The 12,708-nt window shown below is 37.1% G+C and carries 16 protein-coding genes; 15 read left to right on the forward strand and 1 reads right to left on the reverse strand.

The features are described 5' to 3' along the window. The first annotated feature begins 37 nt into the window (after window positions 1-37). The 12 genes from cyoE (at window position 38) to LB454_RS09970 (ending at window position 7,972) form a co-directional block, all read left to right on the forward strand. On the forward strand, window positions 38-940 hold the full coding sequence (gene cyoE / locus LB454_RS09915) for a heme o synthase (RefSeq protein WP_224464513.1): 903 nt from the start codon (window positions 38-40) through the stop codon (window positions 938-940). Continuing rightward, complete coding sequence (locus LB454_RS09920) at window positions 931-1,497, forward strand: cytochrome c oxidase subunit 3 (RefSeq protein ID WP_224464514.1); 567 nt, start codon at window positions 931-933, stop codon at window positions 1,495-1,497. The genes cyoE and LB454_RS09920 overlap by 10 nt, the downstream gene beginning before the upstream one ends. Window positions 1,498-1,541: 44 nt before the next feature. Continuing rightward, window positions 1,542-2,528, forward strand: a complete 987-nt coding sequence (locus tag LB454_RS09925; RefSeq protein ID WP_224464515.1) for a cytochrome c oxidase subunit 3 — start codon at window positions 1,542-1,544, stop codon at window positions 2,526-2,528. 28 nt (window positions 2,529-2,556) lie between these two features. After that, the gene (locus LB454_RS09930) at window positions 2,557-2,925 is read left to right on the forward strand and encodes a cytochrome C oxidase subunit IV family protein (RefSeq protein ID WP_224464721.1); all 369 of its coding nucleotides are present in this window, start codon (window positions 2,557-2,559) and stop codon (window positions 2,923-2,925) included. A 74-nt stretch (window positions 2,926-2,999) separates the two neighbouring features. Next, on the forward strand, window positions 3,000-3,638 hold the full coding sequence (locus tag LB454_RS09935) for a hypothetical protein (protein ID WP_224464516.1): 639 nt from the start codon (window positions 3,000-3,002) through the stop codon (window positions 3,636-3,638). Further along, window positions 3,638-4,312 carry an SCO family protein gene (locus LB454_RS09940; protein WP_224464517.1) on the forward strand — a complete coding sequence of 225 codons (675 nt, stop codon included), beginning with the start codon at window positions 3,638-3,640 and terminating at the stop codon, window positions 4,310-4,312. The genes LB454_RS09935 and LB454_RS09940 overlap by 1 nt, the downstream gene beginning before the upstream one ends. Continuing rightward, a complete protein-coding gene (locus tag LB454_RS09945) occupies window positions 4,309-4,848 on the forward strand; it encodes a DUF420 domain-containing protein (protein WP_224464518.1) in 540 nt (179 codons plus the stop codon). The genes LB454_RS09940 and LB454_RS09945 overlap by 4 nt, the downstream gene beginning before the upstream one ends. Before the next feature lie 12 nt (window positions 4,849-4,860). Continuing rightward, the gene (locus LB454_RS09950; protein WP_224464722.1) at window positions 4,861-5,097 is read left to right on the forward strand and encodes a hypothetical protein; all 237 of its coding nucleotides are present in this window, start codon (window positions 4,861-4,863) and stop codon (window positions 5,095-5,097) included. A gap of 1 nt (window position 5,098) precedes the next feature. Beyond that, window positions 5,099-5,452: an arsenate reductase family protein gene (locus LB454_RS09955; RefSeq protein ID WP_224464519.1), complete on the forward strand. Its 354-nt coding sequence runs from the start codon at window positions 5,099-5,101 to the stop codon at window positions 5,450-5,452. After that, window positions 5,445-6,347, forward strand: a complete 903-nt coding sequence (locus LB454_RS09960; RefSeq protein WP_224464520.1) for a DMT family transporter — start codon at window positions 5,445-5,447, stop codon at window positions 6,345-6,347. Before LB454_RS09955 ends, LB454_RS09960 begins: the two co-directional genes overlap by 8 nt. A 69-nt stretch (window positions 6,348-6,416) precedes the next feature. Further along, window positions 6,417-6,881 (forward strand): copper resistance protein NlpE, encoded by a 465-nt coding sequence (locus tag LB454_RS09965; RefSeq protein ID WP_224464521.1) that lies wholly within the window; start codon window positions 6,417-6,419, stop codon window positions 6,879-6,881. A gap of 32 nt (window positions 6,882-6,913) precedes the next feature. After that, complete coding sequence (locus LB454_RS09970) at window positions 6,914-7,972, forward strand: ArsO family NAD(P)H-dependent flavin-containing monooxygenase (protein ID WP_224464522.1); 1,059 nt, start codon at window positions 6,914-6,916, stop codon at window positions 7,970-7,972. A gap of 74 nt (window positions 7,973-8,046) precedes the next feature. On the opposite strand, the gene LB454_RS09975 is transcribed toward LB454_RS09970, so the two are convergent. Further along, complete coding sequence (locus LB454_RS09975; protein WP_224464523.1) at window positions 8,047-10,479, reverse strand: DUF5916 domain-containing protein; 2,433 nt, start codon at window positions 10,477-10,479, stop codon at window positions 8,047-8,049. A gap of 132 nt (window positions 10,480-10,611) precedes the next feature. On the opposite strand from LB454_RS09975, the gene LB454_RS09980 reads away from it, so the two are divergent. The 3 genes from LB454_RS09980 (at window position 10,612) to arsB (ending at window position 12,693) form a co-directional block, all read left to right on the forward strand. After that, on the forward strand, window positions 10,612-10,941 hold the full coding sequence (locus LB454_RS09980) for an ArsR/SmtB family transcription factor (protein WP_224464524.1): 330 nt from the start codon (window positions 10,612-10,614) through the stop codon (window positions 10,939-10,941). A 95-nt stretch (window positions 10,942-11,036) separates the two neighbouring features. Beyond that, window positions 11,037-11,486 (forward strand): DUF6428 family protein, encoded by a 450-nt coding sequence (locus LB454_RS09985; RefSeq protein ID WP_224464525.1) that lies wholly within the window; start codon window positions 11,037-11,039, stop codon window positions 11,484-11,486. A gap of 196 nt (window positions 11,487-11,682) precedes the next feature. Beyond that, the gene (gene arsB / locus LB454_RS09990) at window positions 11,683-12,693 is read left to right on the forward strand and encodes an ACR3 family arsenite efflux transporter (RefSeq protein ID WP_224464526.1); all 1,011 of its coding nucleotides are present in this window, start codon (window positions 11,683-11,685) and stop codon (window positions 12,691-12,693) included. Window positions 12,694-12,708 lie beyond the last annotated feature (15 nt).

Genomic DNA, 12,708 nt, shown 5'->3' on the forward strand with positions numbered 1-12,708 from the left:
AAACTTTTTAGCCGTATCTTTGCAAAAATTTCGAGTATTGTCAAATTCCTTAGCATATACACATATATTTTCCTGGATACAAGACTTTAAAGAACTTACAAAATTTAGATTAGCTCTAAGTGTTGTATTTTCTTCTATTGCAGGATATTTATTGGGGATAGATGAATTCCATTTTGGAAATTTGATCCTCCTTGCTTTAGGTGGTTATGCCATGGTTGGTGCTTCAAATGCTTTCAATCAAATTATTGAGAAAAATCTCGATGCTAAAATGAAAAGGACAAGAAATCGTCCTATACCATCTGGTAGAATGTCGGTGAATACCGCATTCGCGATTGCATCAATTCTTACTGTGATTGGACTATCACTATTATTTGTGATCAATCCCATTACTGCTATGTTTGGTGCCATTTCTATCTTTTTGTATGTAAGTGTATATACACCGCTTAAAACAATGACCCCCTTGTCTGTTTTTGTTGGTGCTTTTCCAGGAGCAATACCATTTATGTTAGGATGGGTTGCCGCAACAGGCTCTTTTGGAATTGAAGCAGGAACTTTATTTATGATTCAGTTTTTCTGGCAATTTCCTCATTTCTGGGCTTTAGGCTGGTGGTTATACGATGACTACAAAGATGGAGGTTTTTTTATGCTGCCTACCGGAAAAAGAGACAAAGGAACCGCAATACAAATCATCTTATATAGCATCTGGACACTTATCATATCTGTAGTTCCTGTACTTGGAGTTACAGGAGAATTAAAATTATCCATAGTTTCTGCTGTCTTGATATTTGGTCTTGGCTTAGTGATGCTATACTACGCAATACAGCTTTTCAAGAATAGGGAAACCAAAGATGCCAGGCAGCTTATGTTGGCCAGTGTATCCTATATTACTTTAATACAAATTATTTACGTTTTAGATAAATATATCAGAATATGGCTTTAGACGAGAGACACAAACGCGCAAGGATGATGATGATGTGGTTTGGCATCATAAGTATGGGAATGATGTTTGCCGGTCTTACAAGTGCTTATGTGGTGAGTAAGAATCGACCAGACTGGCTTACAGATTATCAGCTACCGGATGTTTTCATATGGAGTACTGTGGTCATTTTTATAAGCAGCATCACTTTTCATTTGACCAAAAAATTTACTGCTGAAGGCAATATGAAGAAGGCTAATGTGGCGATTCTCTCTACTTTTTTGCTGGGAGTGCTTTTTGTGGTTATGCAATTTGTTGGATTCAATGATATTGTGAAAGCTGGCTATTACTTTACAGGAAGTGCCAGTAGTATTACGATGTCTTTTATATACTTGTTAGTTTTGGCTCACGTAGTTCACGTGGTTGCAGGATTAATTGTATTGCTGGTTGTAATTTATAATCATTTTAAAAAGAAATATTCAAAAGGAAATATGTTGGGATTGCGTTTAGGGGTTACCTTCTGGCACTTTGTAGATGGGCTTTGGCTGTACCTCTTTTTGTTTTTATATTTCTTTAGATAATAATAAAATTGTCTATTTTTGCAAGACATTAATATTTGATTTTTATGGAAGCTACTACCGTTGCAAAGACAGGTACCGAAGGAAAATTATGGGGTGGAGGAGATGAAAAGCCTCTAAAAGCTAGTTATGGAAAATTGATGATGTGGTTCTTTATCACTTCAGATGCGCTTACGTTCTCAGGATTTTTAGCAGCTTACGGTTTTACAAGATTTAAATTTATTGAAGAATGGCCAATTGCCGATGAAGTGTTCAATCACTTTCCGTTTTTACATGGAGTAGATGCCCCTATGTATTACGTAGCTTTAATGACTTTTATATTGATTTTTTCCTCAGTCACAATGGTTTTAGCCGTGGATGCTGGACATCAAATGAATAAAAATAAAGTGGTTACCTATATGGCTTTAACGATACTTGGTGGTATCGTTTTCTTAGGTTCTCAAGCCTGGGAGTGGTCTAACTTTATTTCTGGAGAATACGGTGCTGTAGAAACAAGAAGCGGGAAAATTATTCAGTTTGCAGATGCAGATGGTAACAGAGTAGCTATAGATGATTTTGCAACAGCTTCACCAAAAGATAGAACTCAGCATCTTTCTAAGAATGGGATTTGGTATAATTCTGAATCAAGCTACAATCCATTATCTCTGGAAGATGTGAAGAAGGGCTTTGAAGCCAATCCAGACTTAAGGGTTAGAACAATGCAGCTGACAGATGAAGGTGAAAAAACAGTCTTAAATAGAGAAGAGTCTCTTGTTACCTTAAATGATACAGGAGTAGGAGTTATACAAGGAGCTAATTTATCTCAAAACGAATATGGAGCTCCGTTATTTGGAGGATTCTTTTTCTTTATAACTGGTTTTCACGGTTTCCACGTTCTTTCTGGAGTCCTTATACTGATCATTATTTTCTTTAATGTATTGATTGGAACTTACGAGAAGCGCGGAAGTTATGAAATGGTAGAAAAAGTAGGTCTATACTGGCACTTTGTCGACTTGGTTTGGGTATTTGTATTCACCTTCTTCTACCTGGTATAATTTATTAAACTATAGAATTTATAATCTAATGGCACACGATACAACTCACGACGGAGAACATTCAGGAGCAAAGAAAAGAATCTGGCAGGTATTTATCATCCTATCTATATTAACCATAGTCGAGGTGGTCTTCGGTATTTTCAAACCAGACTTCCTGGTTCATACAGATTTAGTTTCACTATCCTTACTCAACTGGATATTTATTATTCTTACAATAATAAAGGCATATTACATTGTTTGGGCATTCATGCACATGGAGCATGAAGCTGCAAGTTTGAGAAGAGTCGTCGTATGGACTGGGGTATTCCTCATTTGTTATCTTGTAGCAATTCTACTCATAGAAGGAAGCTACATTCAGGAAATCTATGAGAACGGCTATATTACTTGGGATTTCTAAAAAAGAAAGGTTAAAAATACTTCAAAAGGCGGTTTATGAAAACCGCCTTTTTTAATTTTGCAAATAATTTGATTATGAAAAAGTACATTGTTCTTGTTGTTTTATTTGTACTGCCACTAGTTGCTTATTTATTTTTCTCCAGTGGAATTAATTCTTTTGGAAAGCTTCCCATTCTTAATGAAGATCTTTCGGTTCTAAAGGAATTTGAAACTGATGATATTACTTTTGATGATAAAATTACCATACTCACCTTTTTTGGTAAAGATTTTAGCATTAAGAAAGTTCATGCTTTCAATATGAAGGAAAAAATTTATGACCGGTATCATAAGTTTGACAACTTCCAGGTTGTAACGATAACGGAATTAAATTCAGAAGAAAACATAGAAACCTTTAAGACTGAAATCAATAAAACATCTGATGCATCAGAATGGCTTTTCCTGGAGCTTGAAGATGAGAAAATTCAGGAATTATTTAAAAGTCTAGATTCCGACCTTAAGCTAGATGAAAAGTTGTCTTCATCTTATGCCTTTATAATTGATAAATCAATGAATTTAAGAGGCCGTAGTGACGATGAAGATGAAGGCACAAAATATGCTTATGATTTGAGCAATCTGAAAGAGGTAAGTGATAAAATGAATGATGATGTAAAAATAATTTTAGCAGAATATAGATTTGCACTGAAGAAGAATAACGCGCAAAGAGAAGTAAACTAATGAAAAAATATTCATACGTAGGTATATCGCTAGTGGTATTAGTATTTGGAATTTGGGTGGTAAGTGAAATGTTATCTCGAAACTCCAAGGATAGCTTGGCTTATATTGAAATAGACGGCAAACGTAAGAAAGTACCAGAATTTGAATTTACTAATCAAAACAACAAAACCATTAGCAATAAAGATTATCTTGGAAAAGTCTATGTTGTAGAATTTTTCTTTGCGACCTGCCCTACCATTTGCCCCATAATGAACGAAAATTTGCTTGAAGTTCAGGATGAGTTTTATGGGAATATGGATTTTGGAATTGCCTCTTTTACCATTAACCCCAAGCATGATACACCTGAAGTTTTGAAACAACACGCAGATGAGTTGGGAGTAAAACTGCCGCATTGGAATTTTTTAACAGGAGATCAGGAGGATATATATGAGCTTGCAAACAAAGGTTTTAACATTTATGCCAGAGAAGATGAAAATGCTGAAGGTGGCTTTGAGCACTCTGGTTTTTTTGCACTTATAGATCAAGATGGATACATCCGAAGCAGGACTGATGAAGCAGGAAATCCAATTATTTTCTATCAAGGATCTGTGCCTAGAGATGAATCTCCTGGTGAAAGCCACGAAACACAGCAAATTGATATTTTGATAGAAGACATAGAAATACTTTTAAAATGAAAGCCACTTTAAGCAAATCAGATAAAACCATTGTTCCAATTATCATTGGACTCTCTATAATTGTTCCAATTGTAGTTGTTGTGTTAATGAACCTTCCAACACGGTATGACCTTTTAGGTTTGGAAGTTGGTTCATTTCCTTTTTTTCATGCACTTATCAATGGAATGACAGCTATTCTATTATTTCTTGGTTATAGATTCATAAAACAAGATCGAAAGATTGCTCATAGAAATGTTATGATCACTGCTTTTGGTTTGTCAGCCCTGTTTCTTGTGAGTTATGTTATTTCAAAAATAAGCAACGAACCAGTTCCATATGGAGGTGAGGGGGCTTTAAGGTATATTTATTTCTTTATATTGATTTCGCACATTGCTCTTTCGGGGATTATCATTCCGCTTGTGCTCTTTACGATGTACAGAGGATTGACTGGAGAGTATGACAAGCACAAAAAAATAGCTAGATGGACCTTTCCAATCTGGATGTACGTGGCCATCACAGGAGTTTTAGTTTACCTTTTTATGCTGCCTTATTATTAAATTTGAAAGATGATGAAAACGAAAAAAATTGTATTTACTTTGCTTCTGATGTTAGTCATAGTTTGGGACTCCGCTTCGCAGTGTTCTATGTGTAGAGCAGTTCTTGAGTCTGAACAAGACCAGGGGCAGGCAGAAGCGATTAATGATGGTATAGTCTATCTTATGGCTTTCCCTTATATCCTGGTGGGAGGAGTACTTTATGTAGTTTATAGATCTTTTAAAAAGAAAAAATCACAACAAAATTCTTAAAATGAAGAAAGTCTTTTATCTATCCACCTGCGATACCTGCAAACGTATTCTAGGAAAACTTTCATTACCAGAAGACATGATTCTTCAAGATATCAAGAAGGAGCATATATCTGAGGCAGATCTTGAATTGCTTCAGAAGAATACGAGGTCTTACGAGATTTTGTTAAACAAAAGAGCTAAAAAATACACAGAAGAAGGTTTGAAAGACGAAAACCTTTCTGAAGAAGAAATCAAATCTTACATTCTATCTCATTACACATATTTAAAAAGACCTATCTTCATTTTCGAGGATAAAATATTCATAGGTAATGACAAGCAGACTGTCGATGCCTTGAAGTCTTTTTTTAATGAGTAAACGTGTCTTAGCTCTTATCGCTGCCTTTGTAGCCACTTCAATTTTCGGGATCAATCACACGCTAGCGAAGGGATTGATGCCAGATTATGTCCAGCCACTTGGGTTTATAACGATACGAGTTTTGGGTGCTGGTATTTTATTTTGGACCGTCAGTCTTTTCATCAAAAACGAAAGAATAAAACGAGAGCACTGGCCCAGATTGCTGCTCAGTGCAGTTTTTGGGATGGTCATCAATATGCTGTTTTTTTTCAAAGGGCTTAGCTTATCTACACCCATCAATAGCTCAGTAATAGTTACCATTACTCCTATTTTAGTGTTTGTCTTGTCTGCGGTCCTGATTCGAGAAAAAATCACAATTTTAAAGGGCTCTGGAGCACTTATTGGGTTATTTGGAGGTCTTACACTTATTCTTTTTGGAGTTCAGCAGGAAGTAGGAGCGCCTAATATTCCTTTAGGTAATGTCTTGCTTTTGATCAATGCTTTGTCCTATGGTATGTTTCTGATTGTCGCCAAACCTTTAACCAAAACTTACCACCCTATTACATTGATGCGGTGGTTGTTCTTGACGGCGATACTTATCAATCTACCTATTGGCTGGTCAGAATTCCGAGAAGTTGACTGGGTGAACATGCCTTTCTCTGCAGCCTGGCGTATTGGATTTGTAGTGCTTGGAACCACTTTTACCACTTATTTATTGAATATTTTTGCACTTAAGCATTTGTCTGCTTCTACCATTGGTGTTTTTACCTATCTACAACCAGTAATTGCTATAGCTTTTGCAATTATCTCTGGAGCAGATGAGTTGAATATTTTAAAGATTATTGCTGCTATTCTTGTATTCTTAGGTGTGTTTATGGTGTCCAAAAACCCAGCGAGAAAGAGGGCTCGAGCTTAAATTTCTTCGGAATTTGATACGAGTTACTACTATTTTTTCAGATATTTAGCTTTATAAATTTTACTTTAAATGAAACTACGTCTGTATTTATCTTGCTTAATACTTATTGCTTTTATATCGTGTAAGAAGACAACTAAAACTGAAGCCAAACCTGAGCAAGACACTAATGAACCTACCCAGTCTTTCAAGGATGAGCATAATAGCCAAAATTCTCTGGATTGGTCTGGCGTCTATACGGGAATAATTCCCTGTGCAGATTGTGAAGGGATTCAAACCCGTATTGAGCTTCAGTCGGATTTAACTTATCAAAAAAGCATAAAGTACTTAGGAAAAAGTCAAGAGTTTTATTCATCAGAAGGTAAATTCAATTGGGATGAAGCAGGAAATTCAATTCAATTTCAAAATGAAGATCCGCCCAATTCCTATAAGGTTGTTGAAAATGCTCTAATAGTTTTAGATATGAAGGATCAGGAGATTGAAGGCGACCTGAAGTCAAAATACCGTTTAGAGAAAGATAATTCAGCAGAGGAGTAGTATTATTAATCTAAGTTTCTTAAACTTAGACCATGTCAGAAAAAATATACGATCTCATTATTATAGGAGGCGGTCAAAGTGCTTTGGCCTGTGGGTTTTTCCTAAGACGAAAAGATTTGGATTACCTTATCTTAGACGATCAAGACTCCTGTGGAGCCTCCTGGAATCACGCTTGGAAATCCCTCACCTTATTTTCGCCACCAGAACACAGTTCTCTTCCAGGCTGGCAGATGCCAGAATCTGAAGGTGAATTTCCAAGCCGAGAGGAAACCATCAGTTACCTTTGCCAGTATGAAGATCGCTACAAGTTTCCTATAGAACGCCCTGTAAAAGTGATTTCAGTAGAAAAAGAGGATGGTATTTTCAATATCAAAACCAATACTGGAGATTACACTTCCAAGTCGGTGATTTCGGCCACAGGCACTTTCCAAAATCCCTTCATTCCAGAAGTAAAAGGTCGGGATAAATTTGAAGGAGAACAGCTGCATTCTTCAGATTACCTCAGTCCAGATAAATTTAAAGGTCAAAAAGTAGTTATTGTAGGCGAGGGCAATTCTGGAGCTCAAATTCTTGCCGAAGTGTCTAAGGTTGCAGAGACATTTTGGTGCACACGCAATGCTCCGGAATATTTACCAGACGATGTGGATGGTAGAGTTTTGTTTGATGTGGCCTCTGCAAAATATTATGCGGAAAAGAAAGGCGAAAAATTTGACAGCTCCAAATTCAATTTGGGAAACATCGTCATGGTACCTTCGGTCAAAGAAGCAAGAGAGCGTGACGTATTGCACTCCGTGGGTCCATTACAAAGCATCACCAAAGAGGGAGTGATTTTGGAAGATGGAACTCACCAACCTGTTGACGTCGTCATTTGGTGTACTGGATTTGGCTACTCTACTGGTATTTTAGAAAATTTGGTGTCCACAGATAACAAAGGAAAAGTCCCGACGGAGACGACTAAATCCAAAGAAACTGAAGGCCTTTGGCTGGTAGGTTACGGCGGATGGACTGGGTTTGCTTCTGCAACTATCATTGGTGTTGGGCGCTACGCCAAACAAACCATCGATGAAGTTGGTGAATTTCTAAAAAATTAATCGACTCTTAGTTCTGACAAAGCTTGGAGCTAAACCTCACAGGTCTTTAAGAGCTGAGAGGTTAATACCAAAAATTAAATCTCTTCTGAAGTAAAAACAGATTTCGCTTTGTTTACATCCAGAAAGTATTGAAGCCGAATAGATACTGTATGCTGGATATCCTGCTGAAACAAATCAGTAAAAGTTGTTTCAAAATTATTTTGAGCTTCTTCAGTATTGCTGAACAATTGGTTTCTGTATAAAGCCGTTAAAAAACTACCTGGTGCAAATTGCCATGAATAATTCAAGTCTAAGTTCCAAGTACTAAAATTGATATCTGGGCTGCTAGGTAAGTCGTTCTTTGGAAGATCTAGATTTTCAGAAAGTCTACCATTGGGGTTCAAATCATACATAAATTCATCATACAATACCGTATCCCAATAGTGACGCAGCTGTAATTTTAATCCGTGAAAAGGATTGAAATTATAATTAGCGGAAATACTATTGGTCAAAATTTGTCTGTCACGTTCCCCAAAAATGGGTTCTTCTTCAAGAAAGCTTGCAAAACCCCTGTCATTGATGCGATTGTCGAAAGTAAAACTGTAGACCATAAAGAAAAAGTCGTTAAATCGTACTCTAGGCTCTACATTTATATTGTAAGCATAAGATTCTCTTCCGCTTTCCAAAAATGTATTGACATTGCTTCGGATATCAATAGCAAATTTTCTGTTGTAGTTGGAGGAGAGAAACCCACCAACATTTGTGAAATTCTCATAGATAAAGAAGCGACCGTCTACGCGTGGTTCAAAATAATCAAACTGCCTTCCAGGCTCCATACCAATATTGAAACCATAGGTGTCAAGTTTTAGAGAATTTGCGAAAAAATCAGCACCGAGTTCCAGGCCTGTATATGTATTTGGTGTAGCGAGTTGCTTATAGAGGGATGAAAAACTTATGGTATAGCTTTGGAAATTGGCTGTGGGTTCAAAAATCCTGTAGGAGGCATTAGCGGAGAAATTATTGAAATTATTCCTAAGTAAAAGTCCTAAATCATTGATGTCGTATTTATCATCGGCGTATTCATGACCCAGTGCAAATTGATATTGGTCACTTATTTTAGCTACTTCAAGTGCAGAGCTAAAGCCAGTGGTGTTATCATCAGCTTCATTGATGTGACTCATCTTGATTTCTCCAGCCAGTTTATAGGTGTTACTTTTATTAATCAGGTCAAATAAAGCCCCAGTGACATTCGCATTCCTAGCGCTCCCCGATCTGGTAACATTAGTGTTGATTAAGCTCACTGAAGAATTTCTATTGAATTGCTGATCGGCAACCAGGATGTTATAATTTGCCAAAGGTTCTACTTCAGTTTGACGGGCAGTATTGTTCAAAGTGTCGATAACAGTGGCTTTCGTAGATTCTGTCACCGCGTTAAAGACACCAATTCCAAGACCATTTTTGAGTCTGCCTGACATTTTGATGGCATTGATCAAGTCTACTTCATCTGGCAGGGTTTCAACGACTTCATCATTATTTAAATTAACTGAGCCTGTGGGTTCATTGCCAACTCGCCGCGAAAAAAATAAATCTCCCTTGGTGAAAAGATCTACACCTTCAGTAAAAAACTGACGTTGTTCTGCAAACGTTTGTTCAAAAGGACCAAGATTTAAAACGACATCGTCAAATCTAGCCTGGCTAAAATCAGGGATAAGTGTAGCGTCAAGGGTTAAGTTATCGGTGATGCCGTATTTAAGATCCATACCCAATTTAAAATCAGTAGAAGTTTTGTCCCCAATGCTGTTGACGATTCCAGTCGTAAACGGATATAAATTTAAGCGTAGTGGAGGTTCAAGGTTATTTACACCTATCAATTCTCCATGGTACAAGCCTTCGTAACCTTTGGTTCTGTCGATAGGATTCCAGGCATATTCAGAGCGTTCTCTTCTAAAATACCTTCGGAATTGGACCCCCCAGGTCTGAACGTCTTCCTTTGGGAATCTAAGCGTTCTATAAGGAATTTTCATCTCCAGTTGCCATCCAAAGCTTGTTTTTTTTACCGCACTTTCCCATACGGCATTCCACCCAAAATCCTGTCCTATGCTTGGAGAAGATAATGCATCAGCCTGAGTTCCTGAGCTGAAAACAATAAATTGAGTATCATTTTGCGCATCGTTATTGGGGTTGAGCACCAACGTAAAATAATCGGTCTGGCCAAACTCATCCCGGATGGTATTTTGGCTCATGATTTTGTTGGGGTCGTCGTATAGCTTTGCCGAAACGAATACAGCCTCGTCAGTATAGTATAATTTAACTTCAGTTCTTCTGTCTGGAGTTGCAGCAAGATTGAGGTTGGGAGTGAACTGTATAAAATTGGTAGCGACATCAAGGTTTTGCCAGACTTCATCTGTGAGGTCACCGTCAATCACAGCAGATTCATCTTGCCTCACAATGTTGTATTGCTTTTTGTCTTGAGCTATTCCTACACATACTGATAAGTAAATAAACAGGCAGACACAACGTCCAATCATAAGGGCTTTTATTTTTTGAAGGGCAAATTTACATTCCTAAGACTTTAAGGAGTGAAAGAAGTTGAAAACTTTCTTTTGAATTTTGTGAGCTGAACTATTCATCGTAATATTGCAATATAAAGTTATTACGATATGGGAATTACGCGATCAGATCTTTTTACAGATAAGCAAAATGAATTTGCACAACTAGCTAAAGTCTTTGGACATCCGGCAAGACTAGCAATTTTAGAGTTTATATTGAAATCTAATTCCTGTATTTGTGGGGATTTGGTTGAAGAACTGGGCTTAGCTCAATCCACCATAAGTCAGCATTTGAAAGAATTAAAGAATGCAGGCATCATCAAAGGGAATATTGAAGGTGCTTCGGTTTGTTACTGCATTAATGAAGAGAAATGGTATGAGATGAAATTGATTTTCAATGAGCTTTTTGATCGCTATCCTAATTCTAAAGATTGTTGTTAAACAAAATTATCTCCATTTGATTATAATTTAAGCAATTTAACCACAGAGACACGAAGTATACGAAGATTTATAAAACATCATTTAACTATAACATTATGACACTCAAACAAGTAAAAGACCATTTAGCTCAACTAGACACTTTGCAGTTTCAATTGCCAGACCGAACCACCGTTCCTTCTCATTTTCATGTCACAGAAGTGGGGCAGGTGACCAAAGATTTTATCGACTGTGGAGGAACTTTGAGACATGAAAAAGTGGTGAATTTTCAACTTTGGAATGCAGATGACGTCGATCACAGGTTGCAGCCTAAAAAACTTAAAAACATAATCCAACTTTCCGAAAAGAAACTCTTTATCGATGATAGACTGGAAGTTGAGGTAGAATACCAGGGCAATACTATTGGTAAATACCATTTAGACTTTAGCGATGGCAAATTTCAACTAGTAAGTACACTTACAGACTGCCTGGCCAAAGATAAATGCGGTATTCCAGAACCTGAAGTTGTTGAACAAAATTCCTGTGCTTCAGGTTCTGGATGCTGTTGATGGCTTACCAATGCGATGTAGGCAGTTTCGACTTGACCAGATTCTCCATAGCTGTTAGCTCGAGTGGTACGAAATAAAATGTAGCGCTGTATCTGGAGCTAGTTTAAAAGAAGACTATGAAGCCAGTTTTCTATACGATTTTATTCCATAAAATCACTCGAACTGACAACAACTTAAAATATATTTTATTACAATAATGGGAAAATTTGAAAGGTACTTAAGCTTATGGGTGGCTTTGGCCATCATCACAGGAATCAGTATTGGTAGATTGTTTGGAGATTCCATTGAATTTTTAAGCGAATTGGAGATTGCTAAAGTTAATCTCCCTGTAGCGATTCTGGTGTGGATGATGATCTATCCCATGATGGTTCAAATCGATTTTTCTTCCATAAAAAATGTGACCAAAAACAGTAAAGGCATTGGCCTCACTTTGGTCATCAACTGGTTGATTAAACCTTTTACAATGGCCTTTTTTGCCTGGTTGTTTTTAGATCAGATTTTTCAAGCTTACTTATCTCCAGAGGATGCTCAGCAATATATTGCTGGAGCGATTATTCTTGGGGCAGCGCCTTGTACCGCAATGGTGTTTGTCTGGTCTTACCTGACCAAAGGAGATGCTAATTATACTTTGGTACAAGTCTCCATTAACGATTTGATTCTTCTGGTGCTGTTTATTCCTATAGTAAGGTTTCTGCTGGGGGTTACCGATATTGAAATTCCTTACGACACTTTGATTTATTCTATATTGATTTTTGTAGTGATTCCCCTTACAGCCGGGTATGTCTCCAATAAATTTTTGATTAAAAAGCACGGACTGAAATGGTTTAATTCGGTTTTCTTGGCCAAATTGAAACCCGTATCTATGATTGCCTTAATCACTACTTTGGTGCTTTTGTTTGCTTTTCAGGGTGATAAAATCATCAATAATCCTTTTGATATTTTACTGATTGCGGTGCCTTTGACGATACAAACCTATTTCATCTTTTTTATCACCTGGTTTGTTGGTCGATATCTAAAATTGAAGCATAACGTATGTGCGCCTTCTGCTATGATTGGTGCGAGTAACTTTTTTGAGCTGGCGGTTGCCGTGGCCATCTCTTTATTTGGGCTTAATTCTGGGGCTTCACTGGCGACGGTGGTAGGAATTCTTATTGAGGTTCCTGTTATGTTATCTTTAGTCGCTCTGGCTAATAAGTGGAGGTATTAATTATTAAGTTTGTCA

Source organism: Psychroflexus montanilacus (genome assembly GCF_020164535.1).
GTDB classification, from domain to species: Bacteria; Bacteroidota; Bacteroidia; order Flavobacteriales; family Flavobacteriaceae; genus Psychroflexus; species Psychroflexus montanilacus.

Coding starts and splice junctions, on each gene's coding strand:
- LB454_RS09920 (WP_224464514.1), top strand. CDS start 931: ATGGCTTTAGACGAGAGACACAAACGCGCAAGGATGATGATGATGTGG.
- LB454_RS09925 (WP_224464515.1), top strand. CDS start 1,542: ATGGAAGCTACTACCGTTGCAAAGACAGGTACCGAAGGAAAATTATGG.
- LB454_RS09930 (WP_224464721.1), top strand. CDS start 2,557: ATGGCACACGATACAACTCACGACGGAGAACATTCAGGAGCAAAGAAA.
- LB454_RS09935 (WP_224464516.1), top strand. CDS start 3,000: ATGAAAAAGTACATTGTTCTTGTTGTTTTATTTGTACTGCCACTAGTT.
- LB454_RS09940 (WP_224464517.1), top strand. CDS start 3,638: ATGAAAAAATATTCATACGTAGGTATATCGCTAGTGGTATTAGTATTT.
- LB454_RS09945 (WP_224464518.1), top strand. CDS start 4,309: ATGAAAGCCACTTTAAGCAAATCAGATAAAACCATTGTTCCAATTATC.
- LB454_RS09950 (WP_224464722.1), top strand. CDS start 4,861: ATGAAAACGAAAAAAATTGTATTTACTTTGCTTCTGATGTTAGTCATA.
- LB454_RS09955 (WP_224464519.1), top strand. CDS start 5,099: ATGAAGAAAGTCTTTTATCTATCCACCTGCGATACCTGCAAACGTATT.
- LB454_RS09960 (WP_224464520.1), top strand. CDS start 5,445: ATGAGTAAACGTGTCTTAGCTCTTATCGCTGCCTTTGTAGCCACTTCA.
- LB454_RS09965 (WP_224464521.1), top strand. CDS start 6,417: ATGAAACTACGTCTGTATTTATCTTGCTTAATACTTATTGCTTTTATA.
- LB454_RS09970 (WP_224464522.1), top strand. CDS start 6,914: ATGTCAGAAAAAATATACGATCTCATTATTATAGGAGGCGGTCAAAGT.
- LB454_RS09975 (WP_224464523.1), bottom strand. CDS start 10,479: ATGATTGGACGTTGTGTCTGCCTGTTTATTTACTTATCAGTATGTGTA.
- LB454_RS09980 (WP_224464524.1), top strand. CDS start 10,612: ATGGGAATTACGCGATCAGATCTTTTTACAGATAAGCAAAATGAATTT.
- LB454_RS09985 (WP_224464525.1), top strand. CDS start 11,037: ATGACACTCAAACAAGTAAAAGACCATTTAGCTCAACTAGACACTTTG.
- arsB (WP_224464526.1), top strand. CDS start 11,683: ATGGGAAAATTTGAAAGGTACTTAAGCTTATGGGTGGCTTTGGCCATC.